Origin of the sequence: Castellaniella sp., assembly GCF_049671645.1 — a bacterium.
Lineage (GTDB): Bacteria > Pseudomonadota > Gammaproteobacteria > Burkholderiales > Burkholderiaceae_B > Castellaniella.
In genome coordinates this window covers 1-12321 of record NZ_JBATVG010000002.1, presented here as the reverse complement: position 1 = coordinate 12321, position 12321 = coordinate 1, and the positions used below count along the sequence as shown (strand labels likewise).

Here is a 12321-nt window from a genome sequence, read left to right as displayed (position 1 = left end):
CCATCGAACAAGGGTCTGCAGGCCTCAGTGTGTGTGGTACACCTGGACCATGTCGCTTTCCGGCAGTAACGCATATTCCCGCGCATTCGGCAATTCGTAGTGCCACCATTCCGTGGGGATCGAACGAAAACCGGCCTGCAGCATGATGCCCAGCAGCAGGTGGCGGTTGCGCTGCGCTTCGGGCGGCACATCGTCGCGGTCATGATGGGACTGGTCGCGCATGTCGTCGAAACCGGTGCCCATGTCCAGCGGCTGCCCGCTGCTTTCCAGCAGGCCCACGTCCACGGCCACCCCGCGCGTATGGTTGGACCCCAGAGCGGCATCGGCTATATAGCGCGGGTCCGGAAGCGCTTTCCAGAACACGGCCTGCGCGCCTGCCGGCCGATAGGCGTCGTAGACAACCAGCGCCAGGTCCGCCCGGCGGGCCGCTTGCGCGGCGCGGCGCAGGCAATCCGCCGCCTCCGGGCGCAGCGCACAACGAGCCCCCGGGGCGTAGATGGGACGCCCGACCAGATTGTCCGCCGTGGCGTACACCAGCGAAATCTGCACCCCGTCGGCTTGCGTCAGTTCGATCAAGTCTGTCATGAGCATCCAGTATCTGTACGTTCTTGCGTCACTGCACTGTACCGGAAACCGCCCGCGCGCATCAGCCCCGCAGCTGCTGGATCCAGTGTCGGGTCGAGACATCGTGCCCGCCAGCCTGGGTGGCCGGGTCGGCGGCCGGCGTCAGCGCCTGGACAATTCCGCGCGCCAGGACCTTGCCGTATTCCACCCCCCATTGGTCGAAGGGATCGATGCCCCAGATCACGCCCTGGGTGAAGACGCGGTGCTCGTAGAGCGCCAGCAGGGCGCCCAGGGAATACGGCGACAGGCGCGGCAGCGCAATCAGGTGATTGGGGCGACCGCCCGGATGCACGCGATGCGGCGCCAGCCGATCCGCCTGCTCGGGGGACAGCCCTTCGGCCAGGCATTCGGCCCGCGCCTGACCGAGGGTCTTGCCGCGCATCAGAGCCTCGCGCTGGGCCAGACAATTGGCCAGCAACTGGCGATGGTGCGCCGCCCAATGATGATCGGCATGGCAGCACAGGATGAAATCCACCGGAGCGCCGTCGCTACCCTGGTGCATCCACTGGAAAAACGTATGTTGAGCGTCCGTGCCCGGCATCCCCCAGACGGCGGGGCCGGTGGGCACCCCCACGGGCCGGCCTGCCTGATCCACGGATTTGCCCAGCGATTCCATGTCCAGTTGCTGCACGTAAGGCACCAGGGCCGCCAGCCGCGAATCGTAGGGCGCGATGTTCAGGGAACCCTGCCCCAGGATGCTGCGATTGACGATGCCCGCCAGCGCCATGCGCGCCGGGGCATTGACCGCCAAGGGCGCCTGGGCAAAATGCGTGTCCATGGCGGCAGCCCCCATGCGCAAACCCGCCAGCACGTCCGCGCCCACCGACAGCGCGGTGGTCAGGCTGACGGCCGACCAGACGGAAAACCGGCCGCCGACCCAATCCCACAGTCGAAAGATCTGCGTGTCCGGGATGCCCCAGGCGCGGGCGCGCTCCGGCTGGGCCGTGACCGCCGCCATGTGCTCGGCCGGGTCCAGGCCGGCGGCCACCAGCCACTCCCGCGCCCGCGCGCCGTTTTCCAGGGTTTCCGACGTAGTGAACGATTTGGACACCAGGACGACCAGCGTATCGCGCGGGTCCAGCCCGGCCAAGCCGCCTTCGATGGCATGGCCGTCGATATTGGCGACGAAGCGCACGTCGCGCCAGGTGCCGGCGTACCCGAAGGCGGACACCGCCAGGCGCACCCCCCAGTCCGAGCCGCCGATGCCCACATGCACGATGTGGCGCCAGCGGCGCTCGGCGTCCGCCCGGCGCACCCAGGCGTCCATCCGTTCGCGTTCGGCCTGCACGTCCGCCGGCGCCGTGGGCGCCCGCAGCACGGTATGCCAGGCCGCCCGGTTTTCCGTGACGTTGACGATTTCGCCCGCCAGCAGGCGGCGGCGCTGTTCCTCGAACCCGCGCGCGCGCAACAAGGCCTCGCCCGCCGCCAGCAGATCGGGCGAATGGCGCTGGCCGCTGGCATCCAACGTCAAACCGGGAGCCTCGACCAGATCAAGACCGTCGGTCTGCGACGGGCAGGTCTGCGCCGCCACGACGAAGCGTTTCCATTCGGGCAGATCGGTGAGGGGCGCGAGGACGCCTGCCGGCAGGGGAGCTTGGGACATGACGGAAGTATAGAGGCAAGCCCGCCCTTCGCGGCGCCGGAATACGCCGCGATTTTCACAAGACGCAAACAGGCCCCCGCGCTGCACAGGCTAACGCCTGCTTGCTGCTCTAAAAGGGGCGTTTTCGCCTTGGGGCGGCCCGGCGGCAAAAAATACCCCCACGCTGCGCCTGCGGCTTGCTGCCCCCCAAGGGGGCGTTTTCGCCTTGGGGCGGCCCGGCGGCAAAAGCCACGCGGCCCCCGAAGAGGCCGCGTGGCGCGCGACACAATCAGCCGATCAGCAGCGCTCGTAGATCCCCGCGGCGCCCATGCCGGTGCCCACGCACATGGTCACCATGCCGTACTGCAGATTGTGGCGGCGCATGGCGTGGATGGTGGTGGCGGACCGGATCGCGCCGGTCGCGCCCAGCGGGTGGCCCAGGGCGATGGCGCCGCCCATGGGATTGACCACGTCCTCGTTCAGCCCCAGGTCGCGGATGACGGCCAGCGATTGGGCGGCGAAGGCTTCGTTCAGTTCGATCCAGCCCATCTGGTCCAGCGTCAGGCCGGCCTTTTTCAGCACCGCCGGGATGGCCTCCTTGGGGCCGATGCCCATGATGTCGGGCGGCACGCCGCGCACGGCGAAGGACACGAAGCGCGCCAACGGCGTCAGATTGTGTTCCTTCAGGGCGCGCTCGGACACCACCAGCAGGGCGCCGGCGCCATCGGAGGTCTGCGAGCTGTTGCCCGCCGTGACGCTGCCCTTGGCGGCGAAGACCGGGCGCAGACGCGCCAGGGCTTCCAGGCTGGTGTCGGCGCGCGGGCCTTCATCCAGATCCACGGTATGGTGGGTCTCGCGCACCTCGCCCGTGGCCAGGTCCGGCACGCGGCGGATGATGTCCACCGGCAGCATTTCATCGGCGAATTCGCCAGCCTTTTGCGCCGCCAGGGCGCGCTGGTGCGAACGCAGGGCGAAAGCGTCCTGATCCGCGCGGGAGATATCCCAGCGCTCGGCGACCTGTTCGGCCGTCGCGCCCATGCCATAGGCGATGCCGATGTTGTCGTCGTTCAAATACACATCGGGGCTGAAGGAGGTGCTGATGCCCATGGTGGGCACCATGCTCATGGATTCCGTGCCGCAGGCCAGCATGACATCGGCCTCGCCCACGCGGATGCGATCGGCTGCCATGGCCACCGCCGTCAGGCCGGAGGCGCAGAAGCGGTTGACCGTGACGCCGGCCACCGACTGGGGCAGGCCCGCCAGCAGGACGCCGACGCGCGCCACATTCAGGCCCTGGGGACCTTCGGGAATGGCGCAGCCGACAATGGCGTCCTCGATGGCGGCCGGGTCCAGGCTGGGCGCCTGGGCCAACACGCCCTGGATGACCCTGGCCAGCAGGTCATCGGGCCGGGTATGGGAATACATGCCGCGTGGAGCCTTGCCGATGGGCGTGCGCGTCGCAGCGACGATATAAGCTTGTTGCAGAGCAGTCATCGAAGGTCTCCTTAATTGCGGACGGGCTTGCCGGTCTGCAGCAGCCCGGCAATGCGCTCTTGTGTCTTGGGGTTGGCCAGCAGGCCCAGGAAGGCCTGACGTTCCAGTTTCAGCATCCAGGCTTCATCCACCAGGCTGCCGGGATCGACATCCCCGCCGCAGATGGCCGTGGCCACTTCCAGGCCGATGTGGAAGTCGTAGTCGCTGATGTAGCCGCCTACGTGCATATTGACCAGCTGCGCCCGCAAGGTGGCGATGGCATCTCGCCCGGCCACAGGGAAACGGGCGGCCAGCGGCGCGCGATAGCCCTGCTCGGCCAGATTGGCGGCTTCACGCACGGCCACGTACAGCAGTTCGTGACGGTTCATGACGATAGGGTCGGAATCGCGCAGGTAGCCGATCTCGCGGGCTTCCAGGGCGGACTTCGACACGCGGGCCGTGGCCACGGACAGCACGAAGTTCTTCACGTAGGCCAGCAGAGGGGCGTCCGGGGCCGACTGGGCCTGGATCTCCGCGGCGCGACGGGCGCTGTAGGTGATGCCGCCCGCCCCCGGCACCAGGCCGATGCCGACTTCGACCAGTCCGATATAGGTTTCCAGATGGGCCACGCGGCGGGCGCAATGCACGGACAATTCACAACCGCCGCCCAGGGCCAGGCCCGCCACGGCGGCCACCACCGGCACCTGGGCATAGCGCACGCGCAGCACCATGTCCTGCATTTCCTTCTGGATGGGCTCGACAGCCTTGACCCCGCCCGTCATGAAGGCCGGCAGCATGGCCTTCAGGTCGGCGCCGGCCGAGAACGGGTCCTCCAGCTGGCCGATGACCAGGGCCTTGTAGCCCTGTTCCGCCAGGTCCACGGCGTGGATCACGCCGCGCACCACGTCGGGACTGAGCGTATGCATCTTGGTTTTGAAGGATGCGATCAGCACGTCCTGAGGGTGCGGCGCGGGCAGCGTCCAGCACAGGATGGCGTCGTTCTCGTAGACGACGGCAGGCGCGATCGCCGGGCCCTCACCCACCAGACGCGGCGCGCCGACCTGACGCTGGTAGACCGGCAGCGCGCTGCGCGGCACATAGGCATTGCGGGCCGGGCTGAAGGAGCCCGCCGGCGTATGCACGGCCTGCGTGTCCCAGACCGGGCCGCTGGTCGCCCAGGCAGGCAGCGGAGCCGGCGACAAGGTCTTGCCGGCGGCGATGTCTTCGTTGATCCAGCCGGCCACGCGCTGCCAGCCGGCGGCCTGCCAGATCTCGAACGGACCGAAGCTGTGGCCGAAGCCCCATTTCATGGCTTGGTCCAGTTCACGCGCGCTCTCGGCGATGTCGCCCAGATGCACGGCGCTGTAGTGGAAGGTGTCGCGCAGCACCGCCCACAGGAACTGCGCCTGAGGATGATCGGAATCATGCAAGGCCTGCAGGCGCTTGGCGGGATCGCGCTCCTTCAGGATGTCCTTGACCTCGTCATCGGCCTTTTCGCCGGAGGGCACATAGGCGCCGGCCTTGGGGTCCAGGCGCAGGATCTGCTTGCCTTCTTTCTTGAAGAAGCCCGCCTTGGTCTTCTGGCCCAAAGCGCCCTTCTCGATCAGGCCGGCCAGCACGGGCGGGATCGTGAAATGCGCGTGGAAGGGATCATCGGGCAGTTGATCCTTCATGGTATCGATGACGTGCGCCAAGGTGTCCAGTCCGACCACGTCCGCCGTGCGATAGGTGCCGGATTTGGCGCGTCCCAGGCGGGTGCCGGTCAGATCGTCCACCAGTTCGTAGGGCAGATCGAAGACCTGGGTATGATGAAACACGGACAGGATGCCGAATACGCCGATGCGGTTGCCGATGAAATTCGGCGTGTCCTTGGCTCGGACCACGCCCTTGCCCAGTTGTGACACCAGGAAGGTTTCCAGGTGATCCAGCAGGGCCGGTTCGGTGGCGGCGGTGGGGATCAGTTCCACCAGCGGCATGTAGCGCGGCGGATTGAAGAAGTGCACGCCGCAGAAACGATGGCGCAGGGTTTCCGGCAGGGCCTCGGACAGGGACGTGATCGACAGGCCGGACGTGTTGCTGGCGACGATGGCATGCGGGTTCAATGCCGGGGCCAGCTTATGGTACAGGTCGCGCTTCCAGTCCAGGCGTTCGGCGATGGCCTCGATGACCACGTCGCAATCGGCCAGCAGATGCAGGTCTTCGTCGTAGTTGGCCGGGGTGATCAGGTCCGCCAGCTTGTCCACCCCCAGAGGCGCGGGGTTCAGTTTCTTCAGCTGGGCGATGGCGCGGCCCACGATGGCGTTCTTGCCGCCCTGGCCGTCGTCCTTGGCCAGGTCGAACAGCACCACCGGCACGCCGGCATTGACGCAATGGGCGGCGATCTGCGCGCCCATGACCCCGGCGCCGCACACCGCCACGCGGCGGATGAACAAGGGGGCGGACTGACTGGTTTGCATGATATGGTGTCCTCTCACAATGATGGAAGATCCCGGATGGGGGACTCCCTGGCATGTCGGCCCTGGAAGCCGGGTGCTCCTGGCATCCTGTGGTCCAGGGGATCCTCCGATCCCTTGCCGAAAGCCGATTTCCTGATTGTCGCTGATTTACGATCAAAATTCAAACGATCGTTTGAATTGAAGCATGAGTCATGGCATCCGTGTCATGTTGCATGGCAGCGAGCCCGCGCGCAAGACTTCTATAATCTAAGACCTTGACGGATACGTTGGCCAGAAACGGCTTCAACACACACCATGGCCCGCCTTCCTCGCCTGTATGCCCCCCGCATCCCGCAACTGGCGCAAGCCCGGTTCGCCCGGCCGCTGGCGCCCGCCGACGCGCCGGCGCCAGGCGCCGCTCTGGACCGGATCGCCAGCTGGCTGGCTGAAGAAGCCCGCGCATCGGCCCGCCCGACGGGCGTCTCACCCTCCGGACCGTCCTACCCGACCGCCGGGCAGGCTACGCCGCCCGGCACCGGCACCGGCATGGCCGCCGTCGCCATCCACGCCTGGGCCATCCTGCCCGACCGGATCACACTGCTGGCCACGCCCGGCGACGCCCAGTCCCTGCCGCGCCTGATGCAGGCGCTGGGGCGACGCATGGGGTCGGGACTGCTGCGCACCCGCGTGTACGCGGGCCGCTATCACAACGCTCTGCTGGAGCCGGGCCGCTGGGTGCTGCCCGCCATGATCTGGGTGGAATCGCTGGCGACCGAAACCGGCCACGTGGCCACCGCCATCCAGTGGCCATGGTCCTCGGCGGCGGAACACGCCGGGCAGGCGGCCAACGCCGCCGGCTGGCTGCTGGACCACCCCGACTACTGGCGCGAAGGCGATACGCCCTTCGCCCGCCAGGCGGCCTGGCGCAAGCGCCTGGCCGCCGGCCTGTCCGAGCCGCAAGGGCTGCAGATCGAAGCCGCCCTGCACGGGCAGTGGGCGCTGGGGGAAAAGATCTTCCTGACGCACCTGGGGCGCCTGGCGTCCCGGCGCGTCAGCCCGGCGCCCCGGGGGCGGCCCAGGAAGGCGGGTTAGGGCCTTTCACACTAATCAAGGAGATCGCGCCGGGCCTGCCCGCTGTCGAACGCAAGGCCCCAAGCGGCGAAGGCACCATCAAACAATGTCAAGAAGCCGCCCCTGCCGCCCCTGAAGTGATCAAATGAGCCCTCAACCGTTCATAGAATCCTCAAGGAGATCGTCATGGGTCTGTTCAGCACCATTCTCGAAAAACTGGGTTTCGGCGGCGCGCAGGCCGCCCCGGCACCTGACACCGCGGCTTCGAGCGGCCCGGTGGCGACGGCCAGCCCCGCGATTTCCGTCGTGGACGTGGTGGGTCAGCTGGAACAGAAAGCCGCCGCCAACGCCCAGAAGCTGAACTGGAAGACCTCCATCGTCGACCTGATGAAGCTGCTGGACATGGACAGCAGCCTGGGCGCGCGCAAGGAACTGGCGACCGAACTGGGCTGCCCGGCGGACAAGATGGGGGATTCCGCGCAAATGAACATGTGGCTGCACAAAGCTGTGCTGGCCCGCCTTGCGGAAAACGGCGGCAACGTGCCGGCCGACCTCCTGGACTGAATCCTCATCCTGCGGGCTGCGCTGCATGTCGGCCCGCCCGCAGGGGCCGCCACCCGCGTCAAGAGAGATCTCTTATGCAAATCACCGACATCCTCGCCCAGGCCGGCGGGCTGGAATCTCTGGCCCGCCAGCTTGGCATCAGCGAAACGCAGGCCGCCAGCGGCGCTCAGGCACTGCTGCCCGCCGTGATGGGCGGCTTCCAGAAACAGGCGCAGGGCGCGGGCGGACTGGATAGCCTGCTAGGCAGCCTGGGCCTTGCGGGCGACGCCGACGGGCTGCAGCCCGCCGACACGGCCCGGGGCAACGACGTGCTGGGACAGATTTTTGGTTCCAAGGACGTCAGCCGCACCGTCGCCCGGCACGCCGCTTCGGACAGCGGGCTGGACCCCGCCGTACTCAAGCAGATGCTGCCCCTGCTGGCCACGCTGGTCGCGGGATTCATGTCCCGGCAAGGCGGCGCGAGCCAGGCTGCCCCGTCACAACCGTCCATGGGCGGCCTGCTGGGGGGCCTGCTGGGCAGCTCCGGCGGCCAGGGCGGCCTGCTCGGCAGCCTGAACTCGCTGCTCGACGCGAATGGCGACGGCAACGCCCTGGACGACATCCTGCGCATGGCGGGCAAGGCGGGTTCCCGCTAAGCCCAACCCCCGGACCGCCGCCAAAGGCAGCGGCCCAGGCGCTGTGCGCCTTCAGCCAGCACTTCAGCACGGCATCCACCCGCGCCTGCCAATCCGATCCCGTCGCTCGAAAGCCGTCAACGACTTCAGGCGACAAGCGGATCAAGGCAAAAGCCCCATGCCCCTTGGGAAAAGGGGCATGGGACGGATGAATCACAGCGACGGATCGATCAGAACGAGCTGGTCACTTCCAGGAAGAAGGCCCGACCAGGCTGGTTGTAGGTGTAGGCGCCGGCACCGTAGATGTAGTGCGCCGCTTGCGGCCCTGAGAGATTCACCCCAATCGCATTGCCGCGGCGAAAGATGCGCTTGTCGAACACATTGTCCACGCCCGCCGTCACCCGCAGATGCTTGTTCACCTTGTACTGCGTGCTCAGGCCGAACAGGGCATAGGGCGGAACCTTGTCCGTGGCGCTGCCGGTCAGCGGCTGGCCATAGTAGTCATACTTCGGCCCTTCCTGCTCTCCATAGACCGTGGCCTTGGCGCGCAACGACCAGGCAGGCGTCACGGACCAGTCCAGGACGCTGTTGATCGTGTATTCGGGGATGGTGGACAGATGTTCGCCGGTCTCCTTGTTCTTCGATTCGATCATATAGGTGAAGTTCGTGGACCACGTCCAATCCTGCGCAAAAGGCCAGGTCAGGTTGCCCTCGATGCCTTGAACGACAGCGCGGGGGATGTTTTCCCATTGGAAGACATTCTGGACCTTGCCGCCCGCCACGAAGGACGACACAGGGGCGCGCCCGGCCTCGATCTTGTCCCGATAATCGTTATGGAAGTAGGTCAAGCTGGCGCCCAGACCGTCCGCTCCATGAAATTCGATACCCAGTTCCTTGTTGATGCTGGTTTCGGCTTTCAGGTCGGAGTTCCCCATCAGGAAGCAGCCATTGCCGCCGCCCGGGGGATTGCCCCAGCAGCCATTGCCCGCGCTATAAAGCGCGTAGCCCGAATTGCTCTGGTACAGATTGGGCGCCTTGTAGGCCCGGGCAATACCGGCCTTGACCGTCCACTGCTCATTGAGCAGATAAGACAAGTTCAGTGACGGGCTCCAGTTGTTGCCCTGAAGACTATGGTGGTCGAACCGCAGGCCGGGCGTCACGGTCCAGCGATCGCCCACATAGAGATTATCTTCGGCAAAGACGGAATAGATGGTCGCATGCGCCTTCGGCTGATACGCCGCCAGGGGCGCTGGGACGTTCGCCTGGCTATTGCGCTGCTTCAAGTCGGACGAATAATCCTCCAGATCCTGACGCACCCATTCCAGGCCCAAGGTACCCATTTGGTCGATACCGCCCCAGTTCAAGCGCCGGTTCAGTTCGGTATGGGCCGTCAGCGTGCGCAGATTGATGTCGCCATAGCCGCCATCATTGACCTTGGGATTGGCAGGATCGTTGAAGGCCCCTTCGGTCCCTCCCGCCAGGCCTTCCAGCAGCCGCGTATTGCGCGTCTGCTCGTACTGCAGATAGCTCAATGTATGAGTATCGGCATTCCAGTCGCCATTGTGGGTCACCGAATATGCCTGCCGATAGATCCGATTGGTCTCGCCGCCCAGTTCGCGCTTCACCATGTCGTTGGTGTTCGTGTTCTGCGTGTCGCCAACGTAAATGTTGCCTTCACGCCCGTAGCTCGCCTCAAAGTCGATCTTGTGGCCCGCCGTCGGCTTCCAGCTCAGTACGCCATTGACGTCGCGATTCTTGAACCCCTCGCGACCCGCGGGGAAAGTGCCCTGATTGTTACCGCCACGCGCGGAGGCATGCCCCGCATTGATATCCCACGCATCCCCTTGGAAATTCGCGGCGCTGCCGGTCAGGCGGAAATCCAGGCTGTCGGAAATCGGGCCGGCCAGGCTGAAGGTGCTGCGGGAGGTCGAGCCCTCGTCGCTGTGCTCCGGGGCGTTGGCATACACTGAAACGGACCCTGTGAGCTTGTCCGAGGCAGGCTTGGTGATGATGTTCACCACGCCGCCGGCCGCGCCGTTGCCGTAGCGGGCGGCGGCCGGGCCGCGCAGGACTTCGATGCGTTCGATCTGCTCGGGCGGCACCCAGTTGGTGTCGCCGCGCGTGTCGCGCTCGCCGCGCCAGCCAAAGCGCACCGCCCCCCTCGATGACACGGGCTTGCCGTCGACCAGGATCAGGGTATTCTCGGGGCCCATGCCGCGAATGTCGATCTGGCGGTTGTTGCCGCGCTGGCCGCTGGAAGAATTGCCGGTCAGGTTCACGCCGGGCATGGTGCGGATGATTTCCGACACATCGTTGGCAGGGGGGGATTTCTGGATGTCGGCCGCCGTAATGGTGGACGCCCCCGGGGTCTGCTTCAGTTCCTGTTCGGCCTTGACGACGACGCGGTCGAGCTGGGCGACGCCCTCCGTCGATTGCGCCCCCGCGGGAGCGGCGGCCAGGCCCAGGGCCATGAGAAGGCCAATCGGCGTCAGGACCCGGCCCTGAACCTTGGGTGCAGTCATATGAATTCCTCGAAGTGCTGCGGATGCAAAGTGTTTCTTAATGGGAAAGAAAATATAAACGATAACAGTTATTATTTACAAATCAGATCATCCAGACTCTTGCGATACATCAGAAGAAACAGCGGTCTCTCCTATGCGCCCGCCAGGGCGGCAACCGGATCGAGCCGGGCGGCGGCCCGAGCCGGCATCAGGCCGGACACCAAGCCGGTGACGACGGCGCAGCCGAAAGCGCCCAGCATCGCAGTCAAGGAAAACACCAGTTCGACCCCGGCGGCCAGCAGCGCCAGGCCAACGCCCAGCCCCAGCGCCACGCCTGCCGCGCCGCCGAACAGGGACACCAGGGCGGCTTCCGTCAGGAATTGGCGCAACACATCGCGCTGGCGCGCGCCGACGGCCATGCGCACGCCGATCTCGCGCGTGCGTTCGCGCACCGTCATCAGCATGACGTTCATCACGCCGATACCGCCGACCAGCAGCGACACGGCCGCGATCAGGCCCAGCATCAGGGTCATGGCGTTCTGCGATTCGGCCGCGGCCTGCAGCTTGGCGGCCGCATTGCCGATGCTGAAACTCTCGCGGCCATGTCGCATCCGCAGCACCTCGCGCATCGCCGATTCGGCCGCAACGGCAGCCCCCTGCGATCGCGCTTCGATCACCGCATATTCCGGTTCGCCGACAGTGGTGAACACCCGCGCGCGGCCCGCCTCGAACGGAATGAAGGCCTGATCGTCGTAGTTTTCCGAGCCTGATTCGGCGCCCTTGGCGCTCATGACGCCGATGACCTCGAACGGCGTGGCGTCGATCAGCACGAACTGCCCGAGCGGGTCGGACGTGTCCGGCAGCAACCGTTCGCGCAGGCGGCTGCCCAGCACGACCACGGGCGCCAGTTCGCGGTTTTCCGCGGCGATGTGAAAACGGCCTCGCGCCACAGGCCAATGGTGGATCGCCGGCAGATCGGACGTGCTGGCCACCACGTAGGCGGGACGCGAATAGGCGCCGTGGCGCAGCATGGCCAGATTGCCGATCACCGGCATGACGTGCGCAATCTCGGGCAGCGCGGCGATGGCATCCAGATCGTCCAGCGTCACGACGCCCGCCACGCCGCCTTCGGGCGGCACACCGCCGCTGACATACATGATCGAGGCGCCCAGGGCGCCCATCTGGCGCACGACCTGCTCCTTGGCGCCGCGTCCGACGGCCAGCATGACGATGACCGAGGCGACACCGACCACGATGCCCAGCAAGGTCAGCGCGGTGCGCAGGCGATTGAGCGCCATGGCTCGCCAGGCCGCGCGCCAGGCCTCGGTCAGGGCGAACGTGGCAGCGGCGCGACCGGGCCCAGGCTGTCTATCCGACGACGCTCCCGCACCGCGCTGCGGCGATCAACGGCGACACCGCCGGCTCTGTGATGACATCGCCCACGATCATGCCGGCGG

The 12321-nt window shown here is 66.6% G+C and carries 9 protein-coding genes and 1 pseudogene; 3 read left to right on the top strand and 7 right to left on the bottom strand.

Annotated features, from left to right (window positions below; translation table 11 throughout):
* Positions 1 to 24: 24 nt before the first annotated feature.
* The 4 genes from ddpX to WBG56_RS00205 all read right to left on the bottom strand — a co-directional run bounded on the left by ddpX (position 25) and on the right by WBG56_RS00205 (position 6135).
* Positions 25 to 591 (bottom strand): D-alanyl-D-alanine dipeptidase, encoded by a 567-nt coding sequence (gene ddpX, locus WBG56_RS00220; protein ID WP_424264554.1) that lies wholly within the window; start codon positions 589 to 591, stop codon positions 25 to 27.
* Positions 592 to 646: 55 nt separating this feature from the next.
* On the bottom strand, positions 647 to 2227 hold the full coding sequence (gene pgi / locus WBG56_RS00215; RefSeq protein WP_424264553.1) for a glucose-6-phosphate isomerase: 1581 nt from the start codon (positions 2225 to 2227) through the stop codon (positions 647 to 649).
* A 276-nt stretch (positions 2228 to 2503) separates the two neighbouring features.
* Complete coding sequence (locus tag WBG56_RS00210; RefSeq protein WP_424264552.1) at positions 2504 to 3700, bottom strand: acetyl-CoA C-acyltransferase; 1197 nt, start codon at positions 3698 to 3700, stop codon at positions 2504 to 2506.
* Between the two features lie 11 nt (positions 3701 to 3711).
* The gene (locus WBG56_RS00205; RefSeq protein ID WP_424264551.1) at positions 3712 to 6135 is read right to left on the bottom strand and encodes a 3-hydroxyacyl-CoA dehydrogenase/enoyl-CoA hydratase family protein; all 2424 of its coding nucleotides are present in this window, start codon (positions 6133 to 6135) and stop codon (positions 3712 to 3714) included.
* Between the two features lie 294 nt (positions 6136 to 6429).
* Between WBG56_RS00205 and WBG56_RS00200 the strand changes: the two genes are divergently transcribed.
* From WBG56_RS00200 to WBG56_RS00190, 3 genes are all read left to right on the top strand, one after another.
* Complete coding sequence (locus WBG56_RS00200; protein WP_424264550.1) at positions 6430 to 7206, top strand: hypothetical protein; 777 nt, start codon at positions 6430 to 6432, stop codon at positions 7204 to 7206.
* A gap of 165 nt (positions 7207 to 7371) precedes the next feature.
* Positions 7372 to 7749, top strand: a complete 378-nt coding sequence (locus WBG56_RS00195) for a DUF3597 domain-containing protein (protein ID WP_424264549.1) — start codon at positions 7372 to 7374, stop codon at positions 7747 to 7749.
* Between the two features lie 74 nt (positions 7750 to 7823).
* Positions 7824 to 8384 carry a DUF937 domain-containing protein gene (locus WBG56_RS00190; RefSeq protein WP_424264548.1) on the top strand — a complete coding sequence of 187 codons (561 nt, stop codon included), beginning with the start codon at positions 7824 to 7826 and terminating at the stop codon, positions 8382 to 8384.
* 64 nt (positions 8385 to 8448) lie between these two features.
* Here WBG56_RS00190 and WBG56_RS00185 read toward each other — a convergent pair.
* The 3 genes and pseudogenes from WBG56_RS00185 to WBG56_RS00175 all read right to left on the bottom strand — a co-directional run.
* A pseudogene (locus WBG56_RS00185) lies at positions 8449 to 8580 on the bottom strand (BrnA antitoxin family protein); the annotation flags it as partial.
* 13 nt (positions 8581 to 8593) lie between these two features.
* Positions 8594 to 10885 (bottom strand): TonB-dependent siderophore receptor, encoded by a 2292-nt coding sequence (locus WBG56_RS00180; RefSeq protein ID WP_424264547.1) that lies wholly within the window; start codon positions 10883 to 10885, stop codon positions 8594 to 8596.
* A 131-nt stretch (positions 10886 to 11016) separates the two neighbouring features.
* Positions 11017 to 12162 carry an ABC transporter permease gene (locus tag WBG56_RS00175; protein ID WP_424264546.1) on the bottom strand — a complete coding sequence of 382 codons (1146 nt, stop codon included), beginning with the start codon at positions 12160 to 12162 and terminating at the stop codon, positions 11017 to 11019.
* Between the last annotated feature and the right edge of the window lie 159 nt (positions 12163 to 12321).

Bases quoted from the DNA above. Each gene is read 5' to 3' on its own strand.
- WBG56_RS00175 (WP_424264546.1), bottom strand. From the start codon at position 12,162: ATGGCGCTCAATCGCCTGCGCACCGCGCTGACCTTGCTGGGCATCGTG.
- pgi (WP_424264553.1), bottom strand. From the start codon at position 2,227: ATGTCCCAAGCTCCCCTGCCGGCAGGCGTCCTCGCGCCCCTCACCGAT.
- WBG56_RS00200 (WP_424264550.1), top strand. From the start codon at position 6,430: ATGGCCCGCCTTCCTCGCCTGTATGCCCCCCGCATCCCGCAACTGGCG.
- WBG56_RS00205 (WP_424264551.1), bottom strand. From the start codon at position 6,135: ATGCAAACCAGTCAGTCCGCCCCCTTGTTCATCCGCCGCGTGGCGGTG.
- ddpX (WP_424264554.1), bottom strand. From the start codon at position 591: ATGCTCATGACAGACTTGATCGAACTGACGCAAGCCGACGGGGTGCAG.
- WBG56_RS00195 (WP_424264549.1), top strand. From the start codon at position 7,372: ATGGGTCTGTTCAGCACCATTCTCGAAAAACTGGGTTTCGGCGGCGCG.
- WBG56_RS00210 (WP_424264552.1), bottom strand. From the start codon at position 3,700: ATGACTGCTCTGCAACAAGCTTATATCGTCGCTGCGACGCGCACGCCC.
- WBG56_RS00190 (WP_424264548.1), top strand. From the start codon at position 7,824: ATGCAAATCACCGACATCCTCGCCCAGGCCGGCGGGCTGGAATCTCTG.
- WBG56_RS00180 (WP_424264547.1), bottom strand. From the start codon at position 10,885: ATGACTGCACCCAAGGTTCAGGGCCGGGTCCTGACGCCGATTGGCCTT.